The organism is Streptomyces sp. NPDC091416, from assembly GCF_044756845.1.
Lineage (GTDB): Bacteria > Actinomycetota > Actinomycetes > Streptomycetales > Streptomycetaceae > Streptomyces.
The window spans coordinates 324840-339961 of sequence record NZ_JBIVTU010000001.1 but is presented as its reverse complement, the minus strand read 5'-3'; the positions used below and the strand labels follow the sequence as shown (position 1 = coordinate 339961).

Annotated in this window: 16 protein-coding genes; 10 read left to right on the top strand and 6 right to left on the bottom strand. The window is 71.7% G+C overall.

Going from position 1 to position 15122, the window contains the following annotated elements; all coding sequences use genetic code 11:
* The first annotated feature begins 59 nt into the window (after positions 1-59).
* Positions 60-1511, top strand: a complete 1452-nt coding sequence (locus tag ACIQMX_RS01285) for a catalase (protein WP_402474294.1) — start codon at positions 60-62, stop codon at positions 1509-1511.
* Between the two features lie 114 nt (positions 1512-1625).
* On the opposite strand, the gene ACIQMX_RS01280 is transcribed toward ACIQMX_RS01285, so the two are convergent.
* Both ACIQMX_RS01280 and hisN read right to left on the bottom strand, forming a co-directional pair.
* A complete protein-coding gene (locus ACIQMX_RS01280) occupies positions 1626-2027 on the bottom strand; it encodes a cyclic nucleotide-binding/CBS domain-containing protein (protein ID WP_402474291.1) in 402 nt (133 codons plus the stop codon).
* A 196-nt stretch (positions 2028-2223) separates the two neighbouring features.
* Entirely contained in the window at positions 2224-3024 is an 801-nt protein-coding gene (gene hisN / locus ACIQMX_RS01275; protein WP_363066460.1) for a histidinol-phosphatase, read from the bottom strand.
* Between the two features lie 153 nt (positions 3025-3177).
* On the opposite strand from hisN, the gene ACIQMX_RS01270 reads away from it, so the two are divergent.
* Complete coding sequence (locus tag ACIQMX_RS01270; RefSeq protein ID WP_402474288.1) at positions 3178-3798, top strand: TetR/AcrR family transcriptional regulator; 621 nt, start codon at positions 3178-3180, stop codon at positions 3796-3798.
* Between the two features lie 29 nt (positions 3799-3827).
* Here the strand turns inward: ACIQMX_RS01270 and ACIQMX_RS01265 are convergent, their stop codons facing one another.
* The 4 genes from ACIQMX_RS01265 to ACIQMX_RS01250 all read right to left on the bottom strand — a co-directional run bounded on the left by ACIQMX_RS01265 (position 3828) and on the right by ACIQMX_RS01250 (position 7439).
* On the bottom strand, positions 3828-4151 hold the full coding sequence (locus ACIQMX_RS01265; RefSeq protein ID WP_363066662.1) for a multidrug efflux SMR transporter: 324 nt from the start codon (positions 4149-4151) through the stop codon (positions 3828-3830).
* 158 nt (positions 4152-4309) lie between these two features.
* On the bottom strand, positions 4310-5326 hold the full coding sequence (gene rsgA / locus ACIQMX_RS01260) for a ribosome small subunit-dependent GTPase A (RefSeq protein ID WP_363066456.1): 1017 nt from the start codon (positions 5324-5326) through the stop codon (positions 4310-4312).
* Positions 5327-5329: 3 nt separating this feature from the next.
* Positions 5330-6673, bottom strand: a complete 1344-nt coding sequence (gene aroA, locus ACIQMX_RS01255; RefSeq protein WP_363066454.1) for a 3-phosphoshikimate 1-carboxyvinyltransferase — start codon at positions 6671-6673, stop codon at positions 5330-5332.
* A gap of 52 nt (positions 6674-6725) precedes the next feature.
* Positions 6726-7439 carry a M50 family metallopeptidase gene (locus ACIQMX_RS01250; RefSeq protein WP_363066452.1) on the bottom strand — a complete coding sequence of 238 codons (714 nt, stop codon included), beginning with the start codon at positions 7437-7439 and terminating at the stop codon, positions 6726-6728.
* Between the two features lie 74 nt (positions 7440-7513).
* Here ACIQMX_RS01250 and ACIQMX_RS01245 point away from each other — a divergent pair, with 74 nt between their 5' ends.
* The 8 genes from ACIQMX_RS01245 to def all read left to right on the top strand — a co-directional run bounded on the left by ACIQMX_RS01245 (position 7514) and on the right by def (position 15027).
* Positions 7514-8329 carry an SOS response-associated peptidase gene (locus ACIQMX_RS01245; protein WP_402474285.1) on the top strand — a complete coding sequence of 272 codons (816 nt, stop codon included), beginning with the start codon at positions 7514-7516 and terminating at the stop codon, positions 8327-8329.
* A gap of 137 nt (positions 8330-8466) precedes the next feature.
* On the top strand, positions 8467-9045 hold the full coding sequence (locus tag ACIQMX_RS01240; RefSeq protein WP_402475558.1) for an alpha/beta family hydrolase: 579 nt from the start codon (positions 8467-8469) through the stop codon (positions 9043-9045).
* A 284-nt stretch (positions 9046-9329) separates the two neighbouring features.
* Positions 9330-9986 carry a sigma-70 family RNA polymerase sigma factor gene (locus ACIQMX_RS01235; RefSeq protein WP_018105559.1) on the top strand — a complete coding sequence of 219 codons (657 nt, stop codon included), beginning with the start codon at positions 9330-9332 and terminating at the stop codon, positions 9984-9986.
* On the top strand, positions 9983-10303 hold the full coding sequence (gene rsrA / locus ACIQMX_RS01230) for a mycothiol system anti-sigma-R factor (RefSeq protein ID WP_363066448.1): 321 nt from the start codon (positions 9983-9985) through the stop codon (positions 10301-10303). The genes ACIQMX_RS01235 and rsrA overlap by 4 nt, the downstream gene beginning before the upstream one ends.
* A 163-nt stretch (positions 10304-10466) precedes the next feature.
* A complete protein-coding gene (locus tag ACIQMX_RS01225; protein WP_402474281.1) occupies positions 10467-11888 on the top strand; it encodes an HD-GYP domain-containing protein in 1422 nt (473 codons plus the stop codon).
* Entirely contained in the window at positions 11885-13177 is a 1293-nt protein-coding gene (locus ACIQMX_RS01220) for an HD-GYP domain-containing protein (protein WP_402474280.1), read from the top strand. The genes ACIQMX_RS01225 and ACIQMX_RS01220 overlap by 4 nt, the downstream gene beginning before the upstream one ends.
* A gap of 91 nt (positions 13178-13268) precedes the next feature.
* Positions 13269-14261 (top strand): hypothetical protein, encoded by a 993-nt coding sequence (locus ACIQMX_RS01215; RefSeq protein ID WP_363066442.1) that lies wholly within the window; start codon positions 13269-13271, stop codon positions 14259-14261.
* A 127-nt stretch (positions 14262-14388) separates the two neighbouring features.
* Positions 14389-15027 (top strand): peptide deformylase, encoded by a 639-nt coding sequence (def, locus tag ACIQMX_RS01210; protein WP_363066440.1) that lies wholly within the window; start codon positions 14389-14391, stop codon positions 15025-15027.
* Positions 15028-15122 lie beyond the last annotated feature (95 nt).

Genomic DNA, 15122 nt, shown 5'->3' with positions numbered 1-15122 from the left:
GGGACAGGCTGTGCTCGCCATGACGGCACGACGGCGTGGCGTATACGCAGGAGGCGCACGTGACACAGGGACCGCTCACCACGGAGGCCGGCGCGCCGGTCGCCGACAACCAGAACAGCCAGACCGCGGGCGTCGGCGGTCCGGTGCTGGTGCAGGACCAGGCGCTGATGGAGAAGCTGGCGCACTTCAACCGCGAGCGCATTCCGGAGCGCGTCGTGCACGCCCGTGGCGCCGGGGCGTACGGCACGTTCACGCTCACCCGCGATGTCTCGCAGTGGACGCGGGCGAAGTTCCTCTCCGAGGTCGGCAAGCGGACCGAGACCTTCCTGCGCTTCTCCACCGTCGCGGGCAACCTCGGCTCCGCCGACGCGGTGCGGGACCCGCGTGGTTTCGCGCTGAAGTTCTACACCGAGGACGGCAACTACGACCTCGTCGGCAACAACACCCCCGTGTTCTTCATCAAGGACGCCATCAAGTTCCCCGACTTCATCCACACCCAGAAGCGCGACCCGTACACCGGCTCGCAGGAGGCGGACAACGTCTGGGACTTCTGGGGTCTGTCTCCCGAGTCCACGCACCAGGTGACCTGGCTCTTCGGGGACCGGGGAATCCCCGCCACGCTGCGCCACATGAACGGGTACGGCTCGCACACCTACCAGTGGAACAACGAGGCCGGCGAGGTCTTCTGGGTCAAGTACCACTTCAAGACCGACCAGGGCATCAGGAACCTCACCCAGGACGAGGCCGACAGGCTCGCGGGCGAGGACCCGGACAGCCACCAGCGTGACCTGCGTGAGTCCATCGAGCGCGGCGAGTTCCCGTCCTGGACCGTGCAGGTCCAGATCATGCCGGCGGCCGAGGCCGCGGCGTACCGCTTCAACCCGTTCGACCTGACCAAGGTGTGGCCGCACGCGGACTACCCGCCGATCGAGATCGGGAAGCTGGAGCTGAACCGGAACCCGGAGAACATATTCGCCGAGACCGAGCAGTCGATCTTCAGCCCCGCACACTTCGTGCCCGGTATCGGCCCGTCCCCGGACAAGATGCTCCAGGGCCGTCTCTTCGCGTACGGCGACGCGCACCGCTACCGGGTCGGCATCAACGCCGACCACCTGCCGGTCAACCGCCCGCACGCCACCGAGGCCCGCACCAACAGCCGTGACGGGTACCTGTACGACGGGCGCCACAAGGGCGCGAAGAACTACGAGCCGAACAGCTTCGGCGGACCGGTCCAGACCGGCCGCCCCCTGTGGGAGCCCACCCGGGTCACGGGCGGCACCGGCACCCACGAGGCGCCGAGCCATGCCGAGGACGACGACTTCGTGCAGGCCGGGAACCTCTACCGGCTCTACTCCGAGGACGAGAAGAGCCGGCTGATCGACAACCTCGCCGGGTTCATCGCGAAGGTCTCGCGCGATGACATCGCCGAGCGCGCGATCAACAACTTCCGTCAGGCCGACGGGGACTTCGGCAAGCGCCTGGAGGCCGCGGTGCAGGCACTGCGCGCGTAGCTCCCGTCCTGAGTTCCCCCGCGGCGTCGCGCCGGAACTCCGGAGAGGGTTCAGGGCCTCGCGAGGCCGGCCGGTTCCCCGCCCGGGGCACCGGCCGGTCGTGCTTCCGGCCTCTCAGCCGACCAGTTCCACCGGATGGCGCCTGGCCGGTGTCCAGCAGCGGATGATGTCGCGCACCGAGACGATGCCGACCGGCCCGTCGCCGTCCAGCACGATCAGATGGCGGAAACCTCCGTGCGTCATGGCCTCGGCCGCTTCCTCCAGGGTCCAGGTGGGTGCCGCGAAGACGACGTCGGTCGTCGTGTGGGTGGAGGCGGTCTCCGTGTCGGGGTCCTGCCCCGAGCCCACCGCGATAAGGATGTCGCGCTCGGTGATGATGCCGAACCCGCAGGTGTCCGGGTCGTGGACGACGGCTGCTCCGATCCGGCGCGCCGACATCAGCCGGGCGGCCTGGCGGAGGGTGTGGGTCGGGCCGATGGTCAGGACCATCGTGCTCATGGCGTCGCGGACGAGCATGAAGGGAGCCACCTCCTTCGTGAAGCGACTCTGTGAGTCGATTCACAAGTTCACAAGTGGGGGGACTCTCAGAGTTGCACCGATATGGGGTGGCAACAAGGGGGAGCGGAGATCGTTCGAGGGGCGTGCGGTGGTGCGGCACGCCCCTCGTGGGTTCCGTACGCTGTTCAGGGCCCCGCGGCCCGGCACGGCGCGGTCAGTAGCGCTGGTTCAGGTAGCCCAGAAGCTCGTGGTGGAGCGTCCCGTTCGAGGCCGCGGCGTTCCCGCCGCCCGGTCCGCTGACTCCGTCCAGGCTGGTGAACCGGCCACCCGCCTCCTGGACGATGATCGCGTTCGCTGCCATGTCCCAGAGCGAGAGCTCCGGCTCCGCGCAGATGTCGACCGAACCCTCGGCGACCATCATGTACGGCCAGAAGTCACCGTATCCACGGGTACGCCAGCAGGCCCTGGTCAGGTCCATGAAACCGTCGAGCCGGCCCTGCTCCTCCCAGCCGGTCAGCGAGGAGTACGCGAACGACGCGTCCGCGATGCGCTCCACCTTCGAGACACCGAGCCTGGTCGCGGAGGTCAGGCTGCGGCCGGAGAACGCACCCGCGCCCTTCGCCGCCCACCACCGCCGCTGGAGCGCCGGCGCCGACACCACGCCGACCACCGGCTGGAAGCCGTCCTCGCCGGCCTCCATCAGGGAGATCAGCGTCGCCCAGACCGGCACGCCGCGCACATAGTTCTTGGTGCCGTCGATCGGGTCGATCACCCAGCGGCGCGGGCCCGTCCCCTCGATCCCGTACTCCTCGCCCAGGATCGCGTCACGCGGCCGTGCCCGATGGAGGTGGCCGCGGATCAGCTCCTCGGCGGCCTTGTCGGCCTCGCTCACCGGCGTCATGTCCGGCTTGGTCTCGACCTTGAGGTCCAGCGCCTTGAACCGGTCCATCGTCGTCGCGTCGGCGGCGTCCGCCAGCACGTGGGCGAGGCGCAGATCATCGTGGTAATCGGGCATGCCGTCACAGTATCCACCGCGCAAGGACGGAGCCACAGGGCCCCGGAGACTGCGTGAGGCCTTGACAGTGCCGGGGACCGCCTCAACTCTGAAACGCGGAGCCCCTGGTCCCTGCCCGGAGCAGCGGACGCGGCCCTGGCGTGGGAGGCGACGATGCCGGCAACGCGGGAAGCACTGCTGGACGCCGCCCACGCGGCGCTCACCGCTCGTCCCTGGCCCGCCGTGCGGATGGTCGACGTCGCAGCGGCCGCCGGGGTGTCCCGGCAGACGCTCTACAACGAGTTCGGCAGCAAGGACGGCCTGGCCCGGGCGCTGGTAGGACGTGCAGCCGACAGCTACCTCGCCGGCGTCGAACGGGCCCTGGGATCCGCCGGCGGCACGGGCGACAGGCTCGCCGCCACCGCCGCCTGGACGGTCCGCGCCGTACGGGCGAACGCCCTGGTCAGGGGGGTGGTGACGGGCTGCTGGAGCGAGTGGTTGCCCCACCCCGTCGCCGCGGCGCGACGTCCTGCCTCCACCGTGCCCGCCCAGCGCGGTGCCGACGCCGGAGTACCGACCCCCGCGGAGCTCCTCGGACAGGTCAGGGACCGTGCGGTGGCCGCTCTGGGCGAGGGGCGCCCGGTACGCGACCCGGCAGCCCTGGCCACGACCTGTGAGCTCGCGCTGCGACTCGCCCTGTCCTACGCGCTGGTGCCACCGCCTCCGGGCGCGGCGGGGGACGGGGTGCCGCTGGTACGGGACGTGGTGGACCGGATGCGGGACGCGGCGGCCTGATCGCGCGGGAAGACGCGGGGCGTCGTCCGTCAGTGGGACGAGCCGGACAGCTGAAGTCCGATCACGCCGAGGACCACCAGCGAGATCGAGACCAGCTTGAGCGTGGACACGACGTCGTCCAGGAACACCATGCCGTAGATCGCGGTGCCCGCGGCGCCGATACCGGTCCACACCGCGTAGGCGGGACCGACGTCGAGCTTCTTCAGCGACAGGGTCAGCAGACCGAAACTGCCGAGGGCGAAGATGCAGAAGGCGATGGTCGGCCAGAGCCGGGTGAAGCCGTGCGAGAGCTTGAGGCAGACCGCGAAGCCGGTCTCCAGAAGTCCCGCGACCACGACCAGCAGCCACGCCATCGTCAGTGCCCCTCCCGCGTAGGTGACCGCCTTGTACCGCTGGGTGTGATTATGCACTTACCAACGGCGGGTGATCGCAAACGCGGCGGGGCCTGTCGACTTCGCGTCGCTCCGGGCGGGCGGGGCCCGTCGTCCTCGCGCCGCTCCGGCGGGCGGCGTCAGTCGCCCTCGCGCCGCTCCCGGGTGGACAGCAGCCGGCGGAGCGAGTCCAGCCGTGCCGGATCGGCGTGCCCCGCCGCCACCCAGGCGTCCAGCGCGCATTCCGGTTGCTGACTGTCGTGGGTGCACCCGCGCGGGCACTCCTCGGTGCCGGGCTGGAGGTCGGGGAAGGCGTTGATGACCCGGGACGGGTCGATGTGGTTCAGGCCGAACGAACGGACTCCGGGGGTGTCGATCACCCAGCCCCGGTAGTCCGGCAGCGGGAGCGCCAGCGCCGACGTGGTGGTGTGCCGGCCGCGGCCGGTGACCGCGTTGACGACTCCGGTGGTGCGCCGCCTGTCCTTGGGGACCAGGGCGTTGACCAGGGTCGTCTTGCCGACACCGGAGTGCCCGACGAAGGCGGTGACCCGGTCGTTCAGCTGCTCGCGGACCCGGTCGGCCGCGTCGCCGTTCTCCAGTTCCTCGCGGCTGGTGACGATGAACGGGACCCCCAGCGGGGTGTACGCCTCCAGCAGCTTGTCCGGGGAGGCCAGATCGGACTTGGTCAGCACCAGGAGGGGGGAGAGGCCGCCGTCGTACGCGGCGACGAGGCAGCGGTCGATCATGCGGGGCCGGGGTTCCGGATCCGCCAGGGCGGTGACGATCGCCAGCTGGTCCGCGTTGGCCACCACCACCCGCTCGAACGGGTCGTCGTCGTCCGCCGTCCGGCGCAGCACCGTCCGGCGCTCGCCGATCCGGACGATCCGGGCGAGGGTGTCCTTCTCGCCGGACAGATCGCCGACGATGGAGACGGTGTCGCCCACCACCGCGGCCTTGCGGCCCAGCTCGCGGGCCTTCATCGCGACGACCGTGCGGTCCTCGACCAGGCAGGTGAGGCGGCCGCGGTCCACGGTGAGGACCATGCCCTCCTCGGCGTCCTCGTGCTTGGGCCGGATGTGCGTTCGAGGCCGGTTGCCCTTGCGGTTGGGGCGGATCCGGATGTCGTCCTCGTCGGGGTTCTTGCCGTAGCGGCGCATGTCTCAGGCCCCGAGCATTCCGGTCCACATCTGCGGGAAGTCGGGCAGGGTCTTGGCGGTCGTCGCCACGTTCTCGATCTCCACTCCGGGGACGGCAAGGCCGATGATCGACCCCGCGGTGGCCATCCGGTGGTCGTCGTACGTATGGAAGGTACCGCCGTGCAGCGGCCGGGGCCGGATGTGGAGGCCGTCGGCGGTCTCCGTGACGTCGCCGCCCAGCTCGTTGATCTCCTTGGTGAGCGCGGCCAGCCGGTCCGTCTCGTGCAGCCGCAGATGGGCGACGCCGCTCAGGGTGGAGGGGGAGTCGGCCAGTGCCGCGACGGCCGCGATGCCCGGGGTCAGCTCGCCGACCTCGCCGAGGTCGACGTCGATGCCGTGGATCCGGCCCGATCCGGTGAAGGTCAGCCCGTGCTCGGTCAGCTCGCAGCTGCCGCCCATCGCGGTGAAGATCTCGCGCAGCGCGTCACCGGGCTGCGTGGTGCGCAGCGGCCAGTCCGGAATGGTGACCCGGCCACCGGTGACCAGGGCCGCGGCCAGGAACGGCTGGGCGTTGGACAGGTCGGGCTCCACGGTCAGGTCGCGGCCCAGCAGGGCCGAGGGGGAGACCCGCCAGACGTCTCGCTCGCCGCCCGTCTCCGGCTCGTCCACCTGGGCGCCGACGGCCCGCAGCATGTCGACGGTCATCCGGATGTGCGGCATCGAGGGCAGCACGGCGCCGGTGTGACGTACCTCCACGCCCTGGTTGAAACGGGGCGCGGACAGCAGCAGCGCCGAGACGAACTGGGAGGACGAGGAGGCGTCGATCGCCACCGGGCCGCCGTCCAGCGCGCCGCCGCCGTGGACGGTCAGGGGCAGGGAGCCGCGGCCGTCGTCGTCGATCCGGGCGCCGAGCACGCGCAGGGCGTCGATCACGCCGGTCAGCGGGCGCTCGTAGGAACGGGGGTCGCCGTCGAAACGGACCGGCCCGTTGGCCAGGGTCGCCACGGGGGGCAGGAAGCGCATGACCGTACCGGCGTTGCCGACATCGACGGTGACCGGGCCGTGCAGGCCGGCCGGGATGATCCGCCAGGCCTCGCCCGAACCTTCCGGGGCGCCGCCGGCGACGGACGAGCTGGAGGACACCGTCTCCTCGATGCCGACGCCCATCGCGCGCAGCGCCTCGGCCATCAGCAGGGTGTCGCGGGAGCGCAGCGGGCGGCGCAGCCACCCGGGCTCCGAGGAGAGCGCGGCGAGGACCAGCGCGCGGTTGGTGACCGACTTCGATCCGGGCACCGTGACGGTGGCGTCGACGGCTCCGCTCGCGTGAGGGGCGGGCCAGAGGGCGGGGTGCACGGCACTTTCGGTCATGAGGTCACTTTAGAGCGTCCGGCAAATGGGGCGTGGTGGCGCGGGGCCGGGCTCACAGCCCCAGCAGCCAGCGGCCGCCGCCGATGAGCGAGCAGAGCGACACCGCGTGGAACAGGAACAGCCACAGCGCGGCCGGCACGTCCGTCAGCCGGGACAACTGGTCCGCGTCCGAGTCCGGTGCCCCGCCGTGCCGCCGCTTGGACTGGAGCTCGAACGCCGGACGCACGCCGCCCAGCAGCAGGAACCAGACCACGCTGTAGGCGAACAGGGACTGCCAGGCGGGTGACGCCAGCCAGGAGACCAGCAGGAAGAGCGAACCGGTGAGGATGACCGTCAGCGCCCCGTACACATTGCGGATCATCACCAGCATCACCGCGAGCAGCGCCGTGGCCAGCCACAGCAGCAGCGTGATCCGGCCGTTCACCAGCAGCCAGGCACCTCCCAGGCCCAGCAGCGGCGGCGCGGTGTAGCCCGCCGCGGCGGTCAGGACCATGCCGATCCCGGTCGGCCTGCCCCGGCTCACCGTCAGTCCGCTGGTGTCCGAGTGCAGCCGGATGCCCGAGAGCTGCCGGCCGGTGCACAGCGCGATCAGCCCGTGGCCGCCCTCGTGGGCGATGGTGATCGCGTTGCGCGACAGCCGCCATATGAAGTTCGGTACGACGGCGATGAGCGCGGCCGTGGCGGTCACGACCACCAGCCACTGCTCGGGGGCGGGCTGGGTGCCGAAGACGCGGTTCCACAGATCGCCGAGATCGGTGCTGTCCATGGTGTGGGCGGCTCCTTGCGGTTCGGGCGTCATCAGCATCCGGTCCGGATGACGGTCGTGGCAGTCTGGCACCTATGTGCGGACGGTATGCAGCGAGTCGGCGGCCCGAGGATCTGACCGGACTCTTCCAGGTGGAGAAGTGGGAACCGGCCAAGACGCTGGAACCCGATTACAACGTGGCTCCGACCAAGGAGGTCTACGCCGTACTGGAACGTCCTGTGAAGGACGCCGAAGACCGGCGTCCGGTTCGCCAGCTGCGTGCCCTGAAATGGGGACTCGTGCCGTCCTGGGCCAAATCCCCGGAGGGCGGCGCCCGGATGATCAACGCCCGTGCCGAGACGGTCCACGAGAAGCCGTCCTTCCGCCGCCCCTTCGTCTCCCGGCGCTGCATCCTGCCGGCCGACGGCTATTACGAGTGGGTGACCGGCAGCGAGGAGCGGCAGCTGGAGGAGAAGGGCCGGAAGAAGCGGCCCCGCAAGCAGCCGTACTTCGTGACGCCCGCCGACGGATCGGTCTTCGCCATGGCCGGTCTGTACGAGTTCTGGCGTGACCGGACCCTGCCGGACGACCACCCGCAGGCCTGGTGGGTGACCTGCTCGGTGATCACGACCGAGGCGGAGACGGCCCCGCTGGCCGTCGCGCCCGCCGAGGGCCCGTCCGCCCTCGCCGACATCCATCCCCGGATGCCGCTGATGCTGACCCCGGACCGCTGGGACGACTGGCTGGATCCCTCCCGTACCGGCATCGAGGAGCTGCGCGGCCTGCTCGCGCCGCCGCCCGGCGGGCTCATGCGGGCCTATCCGGTGGCCACGGCCGTCAGCAACGTCCGCAACAACGGCCCCGAGCTGCTCGACGAGCTGGCCGCACCCGAGGTGAGCACCCTGTTCTGAGCGGGAGGGCGGGAGGGCCCGTGCCGGAACCCGGCCGGCTCGCCGCGGGTTGGTTGGATGGGGAGGTGAACGCCACCGAGACAGACCCCCGCACCGAAACGGTCGACACCGACGCCGGCACGGCCCGGATCACCTGGATGCCCGCCGCGCAGCCCCGCCTCCTGCTCGCGCTCGGACACGGCGCGGGCGGCGGCGTCGAGGCGCGGGACCTGAAGGCCCTCGCCGCCACGCTGCCCGCCCACGGGGTGAGCGTCGCTCTGGTGGAGCAGCCCTGGCGGGTCGCCGGGAAGAAGCTCGCGCCCGCCCCCAAGACCCTGGACACCGGCTGGCGCGGCCTGTGGCCGGTTCTGGCGGCCCCGGGGCTTCCGGTCGTCGCCGGAGGGCGCAGCGCAGGGGCCAGGGTGGCCTGCCGGACAGCCGCGGGGCTCGGCGCCCGGGCGGTCCTCGCGCTCAGCTTCCCGCTGCATCCTCCGGGCCGCCCGGAGAAGTCCCGCGCGGACGAACTCCTGGGCGCCGGCCTTCCCACGCTCGTCGTCCAGGGCGGCAACGACCCGTTCGGCAAGCCCGCCGAATTCCCGCCGGGGGAGTACCGGATGGCCGAGGTGCCGCACGGGGACCACGGCTTCGCCGTCCCCAGGCGATCCGGGCTGACCGAGGCTCAGGCGATGGAGATCCTCACCACGTCCGTGACCGGCTGGCTGGCCGGAATCATGTGATCCGGGACCGGTCCGGGACCCGGGAATGTTGAACGGGGGGCCGCTGTTGTTCGGGACGTCGGTACACCAACGTCGTATGTGGAGAGGGAGTCCGTCGCATGGGTTCGACCATCTGCCCGCGTCGCTCGAACGCCGCTGACCTGGAGTGGACGGTGCTGCATGCGGCCAGGACCACTCCCGAGCGGGCACTGAGCGGATCGGATCGACAGCCCGCGTCGGACCAAGGTCGACTATTCTCCGATTCGAGCGGGTCCGGTTTCGGCTCCGCCACAGCGTTGGAGGAGGTGGGTCCGGTCACTGGGACCGACACAGGGACCGACGACGGCCGCCCGCAGGAGACGACCGCCGAGCGCAACGCGCGCTTCGAGCGCGATGCCCTCGGTTTCCTCGACCAGATGTACTCGGCCGCGCTGCGCATGACGCGCAACCCCGCGGACGCCGAGGACCTGGTCCAGGAGACGTATGCCAAGGCGTACGGCTCCTTCCATCAGTTCCGTGAGGGCACCAACCTCAAGGCGTGGATGTACCGCATCCTCACCAACACGTTCATCAACTCGTACCGCAAGAAGCAGCGCGAACCCCAGCGCAGTGCGGCCGAGGAGATCGAGGACTGGCAGCTGGCCCGTGCCGAGTCGCACATGTCGACCGGCCTGCGCTCCGCCGAGTCCCAGGCTCTGGACCACCTGCCCGACTCCGACGTGAAGTCCGCGCTGCAGGCCATCCCCGAAGAGTTCCGCATCGCCGTCTATCTCGCCGATGTAGAGGGCTTTGCCTACAAGGAGATCGCGGACATCATGGGGACTCCCATCGGTACGGTGATGTCCCGACTGCACCGGGGCCGCCGTCAACTGCGCGGCATGCTGGAGGACTACGCCCGTGACCGCGGGCTCGTCCCGGCGGGTGCCGGTGAGTCGGACGATCGGAAAGGCTCGGGCTCATGAGCTGCGGAGAGCCGCACGAGACGGAGTGCGCTGAGGTCCTCGATCACCTCTACGAGTTCCTCGACCGGGAAATGCCCGAGGGCGACTGCGACAAGTTCGAGGTCCACTTCGGCGAATGCTCCCCCTGCCTCGAGAAGTACGGCCTGGAGCAGGCCGTCAAGAAGCTGGTCAAGCGCTGCTGCGGTCAGGACGACGTCCCGGCCGACCTGCGCTCGAAGGTGATGGGCCGGATCGACCTGATCCGGTCCGGGCAGGCGGTGCCGGACCAGGACGTCACGGTCTCCGACACCGGACTGCCGGCCGCCGCCAACGAATGACGCATCACCCGAACGTGCTAATCGCAGCCGTCGGACCCCAGCCGGGACACCCAACTCGCTAGCCTGACGCCTTCATTGGCGATGCCGGGGAGTGTTCGCAACGCATCGTCGCCCCCCCCGTGGGGCGGGGTTGGCGAACACGACCTGGGGGCGGGCGGAACGGGTGAGAGCCACACGCGGCGCGGCGCGCGCGTACATCCTGGCCGTCGCGCTCGGCGCCGCCCTGTGTGTCCTGCCCGCGCTGCGTCCCGGCGCGGGCACCGCGTGGGCCACCCTCGGACTGCTCACCGGGCTCTGTCTCGTCTGTGAACTGCCCGGTCGCTGTGCCTTCTTCGGCAGCTCCGTGCCGATCAGTGCCGGATCGTTCTTTCCCCTGCTGCTCGCCGCGGCCTTCCTGCTGCCGCCCCCGGCCGCCGCGCTGGTCGCGATCCCGGGCTCGCTCGTCGGGCGGGTGGACAAGCCGCCCGTCACGGCCCGCCGGATCTGGCGGGCAGGCCAGCTGACCGTCACCGTCTGGGCGGCCTCGTCGGCGCACGCCGTGCTGGGCGGTCCGGCCGCGCTCGGCGGCCCGGGGCCCGACCGGCTCCCCGACCTCCCGTACGCCCTGCTGCCCGCCTGCGCGGCCGCGCTGGTCTTCAGTCTCGTCCTCACCGCCCTGGACGGCTCCATCCTCGCCGCGGCGGAACAGGTGCCGCTGCGGCGCGCCTGGAGCGGTCTGCTGCCGCGCTCACTGGGGCCGCACCTGGTGCACGGTCTCGCCGGGCTGATGATGGCGATCCTGTGGCACAGCTCGTACGGGCCGCTGGCCGCGCTCTTCGTCCTGCTGCCGATGTACATCTCCTGCTGGGTCTTCGCCCAGTACCACCGCGAGCACGCCGCGCACCGCCACACGATCAGGGCCCTCGTGCAGGCCGTCGACATCAAGGACACGTACACCCGGGGGCACAGCGAACGCGTGGGGCGCGCGTCCGTGCTCATCGCCCGGGAGCTGGGCATGGCGCAGGAGCGCATCGAGGTGCTCCGGTTCGCCGGGATCCTGCACGACGTCGGGAAGCTCGGGGTGCCGACCCGGGTGCTGCGCAAGGACGGGCCCCTGACGCCGGAGGAACGCCGGGTGATCGAGCTGCACCCGGAGTACGGCCACGAGATCGTCCGCGGCATCGCCTTCCTCGGTGAGGCCCGGGCCGCGATCCTGCACCACCACGAACGGCTGGACGGCAGCGGGTACCCGTACGGGCTGACCGGCCGCGGGATCCCCGAGTTCGCCCGCGTCGTCGCCGTCGCCGATGCCTTCGACGCGATGACCTCGACCCGCTCCTACCGGCCGGGGCGCCCGGTTCCGGCCGCCGTGGAGGAACTCAAGCGGTGCGCGGGCACCCAGTTCGACCCGCAGATGGTCCGGGCGCTGGCGCGGGGCCTGGAACGGCACGGGTGGTCGGGCGCCTCGACGGCGGACGAGGCAGGGGTCCCGGTGCCGCGGGGCCAGGACGCGGCCGGGGGCGTGGGCGCCGGATCCGCCGGGGCGCCGGTCCGTCCCCGATCGCCTGACGGGCCCGGCCCCGTCATCCCGGACCGCCGCCGGTGAGCCCCCGGTGGGTACGGCTGCCGCCCGTCGTCCTGGCCGTCCGCGGTGCCGCCCTCGCGCTGGCCGCCGCCGGGCTGGGCCACACCCTCTGGCACGGCGTCCACGAACCCGGCCACGCCCTCGCCTTCGGAGTCCTCATCACCATCGGTGAGCTGGCCCGCTGGGGCGCCCAGCCGGGGGAACGGGAGCCCGCGCCGCTCGGCGCTGCCGGTGCGCTGGCGTACGCCCTGCTCGGCAGCAGCGGCGGGGCGCGGACCAGCCACGGGGTGCTCCAGGTGATCGCCGTGCTCGTCGCGGCGCAGCTCGTCGCCACCGTGCCCCATGTCGCGCGCGGCTGCGGGCCCGGCCCCGACCAGGTGGCACGCCGCGTCCTGACCGTCACCTTCGCGGCCGTCTGCTTCCAGCCGCTGTACAACTCCGGCAGGTCGGTGGACTGGTTCGGCGACGGCCCGTACTACGCGGCCTTCCTCCTCGTGCTGCTCGGCCTCACCGCCCTGTGCGACGCGGTGCTCGGCGCCCTGCTGCTGCGGGCCCGCACACTGCCCCACAGCCTCCGGGCGGCCGGGCTGACCCCCGTCCCGTACGGGCCCCTGCTCCGCGACGAGCTGCGGGCGCTGGGCGGCATCGGGTCGGCGGTCTGCGCGACGGGTGCCGTGATGGCGCTCGGGGTCGCCGTCGCCGGGCTGTGGGCGCTGCCCGTCCTGTGCGTACCGCTGCTCCTCACTCAGGTGTCCTTCCGCCGGTTCGCCGCGGTGCGCACGACCTACCGGCAGACCATCGCCTCGCTCGCCCGGTCCACCGAGATCGCCGGGTACACGCCGCAGGGCCACGCCCGCCGGGTGGCGGTGCTCTGCACGGCCGTCGGGCGCGAGATGGGCCTCTCCGGGCCCGACCTCGCCGTCCTGGAGTACGCGGCGCTGATGCACGACATCGGCCAGCTCTCGCTCCTCGACCCGGTACCGGACGGGGCGACCGCGTCCCTGCCGGCCGCCCAGCAGCGCCGGATCGCCCTGCTGGGCGGGGCCGTGGTCCGTCAGACCGGGGTGGACACCGAGGTCGCCGTCGTCGTGGAACAGCAGGCTGACCCCTACCGCGAGCAGTCGTTGTCCGCCAGGATCGTCCGGGCGGTCAACGCGTACGACGACCTGTGCGGGGAAGGGATCGGCGGGCCGCTCGGCGCCCTGGAACAGCTCAGGCTCGGGACCGGCCGTGATTACCAGCCCCAGGTCGTGGAGTCGCTCGCCAGGGTTCTGGCCAGGGGCGGTCTGACCCCCGTCCCACCTGGGTAACCCATGGGTAATGAGCGGGCGTCCGGCCGGGCATGGTTGGATGCGAAGAGAGCGGAAAAACGAGGGTGTCCAGTCGGGACAGGCGGGAATCGTGAGGATCTTCGGGAAGGTACGGCATCGGCCCTCCGCCTCTTGGCGGCAGGCCACGGACCGCGCGTTCACGCTGATCGGCGACGGCCGGTACGAGGACGCGGGCGCGCTGCTGACGCGTGCGGCGGACCTGGAACCCTGGCTCTCCGAGTCATGGTTCAACCTGGCGCTGCTGCACAAGTTCCGGCACGACTGGGAACAGGCGAGAGCCGCGGGCCTGCGGGCGGTGGCGCTGCTCGACAAGGAGTCCGGCGCCCCCGACTGGTGGAACGTCGGGATCGCCGCCACCGCGCTCCAGGACTGGCCGCTGGCCCGCCGGGCCTGGCAGGCGTACGGGCTGAAGGTGCCCGGCGGCGGGCAGCAGACACCGGCGGCCGGCAGCGAGCCGGTCGGCATGGAGCTGGGCAGTGCGGCCGTGCGGCTGTCGCCGGAGGGCGAGGCCGAGGTCGTCTGGGGGCGCAGGCTGGATCCGGCACGGATCGAGGTCCTGTCGATCCCGCTGCCCTCGTCCGGGCGGCGCTGGGGCGAGGTCGTCCTGCACGACGGGGTGCCGCACGGCGAGCGGATCACCGCGGCCGGGCCCTCGTACCCGGTGTTCGACGAGATCGAGCTGTGGGCCCCGTCCCCCGTCCCCACCTGGGTGGTGCTCCTCGAAGCGGCCACCGAGGCGGACCGCGACGCGCTGGAGCAGCTGGCGTCCGACGCGGGTTTTGCCGCCGAGGACTGGTCCTCGTCCGTCCGGCTGCTGTGCCGGGCCTGTTCGGAGAGCCGGATGGAGAGCGACGAGGGCGACGGGGAGCATCTCGACCCCCACGACCACAGCGAGCCGGGCCATCCCGGTCCGCTGCGCCACCGGACCGCCGGCGAGCTGTGGGTGCCCGAGCGCGAGTGCGGTCTCGCGGCGCCCGCGGGGCTGGTGCGCGGGCTGCTCGACGGCTGGGTGGCGGACAGCCCGGACAGCCGTGAGTGGCGGGATCTCGAAGAAGTCTGCTGACGTCTCGAAGAAGTCGGCCGACGGGTGCCCGTAGGCTGTACGCGCACCGATTCCGGTGCTCGGGTGCCCGGGTTCTCATGAGCCGCGGATCCCGGGTTTCAGGTTGTGAGGAAGGCGTACGGCGGACATGGCGCAGCAGGAGACGGACGAGCAGATCAGCGTCGACGGGGAAGGGTTCCTCATCGACACCGAGGACTGCGAGGCGCGTGAGGCGGCACACCGCGAGCGCGGCACCTCGCGCCCGATCACGGTCGTGGGCAACCCGGTCCTGCACAGGGAGTGCAAGGACGTCACCGCGTTCGACGACGAGCTGGCCCAGCTGATCGACGACATGTTCGCCAGCCAGCGGACGGCGGAGGGCGTGGGCCTGGCCGCCAACCAGATCGGGGTCGACCTCAAGGTCTTCGTCTACGACTGCCCGGACGACGACGGGGTCCGGCACACGGGCGCCATCTGCAACCCGGTACTCGAGGAGCTGGCGCCCGAGGAGCGCGTCCTGGACGACTCCAACGAGGGCTGCCTCTCGGTCCCCACGGCGTACGCCTCGCTGGCCCGCCCGGACTACGCGGTGGTGCGCGGCCAGGACGCCAGGGGCAACCAGATCAGGGTACGGGGCGACGGCTACTTCGCCCGCTGCCTCCAGCACGAGACGGACCACCTGTACGGCTACCTGTACATCGACCGCCTCTCCAAGCGCGACCGCAAGGACGCGCTGCGCCAGATGGCGGAGAACACGCCGCGCTACGAGGTCGTGCCGAACGACTGACCAAGGCAGCGCGCGCAGGGCGCGAGGGCCCCGTACCGGTACGCCGGGACGGGGCCTGCTGCGTTTCCGTACCGTCAACTTGCGTTCTTCCACGC

What these genes read in the sequence shown, in the direction of transcription:
- ACIQMX_RS01280 (WP_402474291.1), bottom strand. Translation starts at nt 2,027, where the DNA reads ATGCTCGTCCGCGACGCCATGAGCACGATGGTCCTGACCATCGGCCCG.
- hisN (WP_363066460.1), bottom strand. Translation starts at nt 3,024, where the DNA reads ATGCCCGATTACCACGATGATCTGCGCCTCGCCCACGTGCTGGCGGAC.
- ACIQMX_RS01270 (WP_402474288.1), top strand. Translation starts at nt 3,178, where the DNA reads ATGCCGGCAACGCGGGAAGCACTGCTGGACGCCGCCCACGCGGCGCTC.
- ACIQMX_RS01265 (WP_363066662.1), bottom strand. Translation starts at nt 4,151, where the DNA reads ATGGCGTGGCTGCTGGTCGTGGTCGCGGGACTTCTGGAGACCGGCTTC.
- rsgA (WP_363066456.1), bottom strand. Translation starts at nt 5,326, where the DNA reads ATGCGCCGCTACGGCAAGAACCCCGACGAGGACGACATCCGGATCCGC.
- aroA (WP_363066454.1), bottom strand. Translation starts at nt 6,673, where the DNA reads ATGACCGAAAGTGCCGTGCACCCCGCCCTCTGGCCCGCCCCTCACGCG.
- ACIQMX_RS01250 (WP_363066452.1), bottom strand. Translation starts at nt 7,439, where the DNA reads ATGGACAGCACCGATCTCGGCGATCTGTGGAACCGCGTCTTCGGCACC.
- ACIQMX_RS01245 (WP_402474285.1), top strand. Translation starts at nt 7,514, where the DNA reads ATGTGCGGACGGTATGCAGCGAGTCGGCGGCCCGAGGATCTGACCGGA.
- ACIQMX_RS01240 (WP_402475558.1), top strand. Translation starts at nt 8,467, where the DNA reads ATGCCCGCCGCGCAGCCCCGCCTCCTGCTCGCGCTCGGACACGGCGCG.
- rsrA (WP_363066448.1), top strand. Translation starts at nt 9,983, where the DNA reads ATGAGCTGCGGAGAGCCGCACGAGACGGAGTGCGCTGAGGTCCTCGAT.
- def (WP_363066440.1), top strand. Translation starts at nt 14,389, where the DNA reads ATGGCGCAGCAGGAGACGGACGAGCAGATCAGCGTCGACGGGGAAGGG.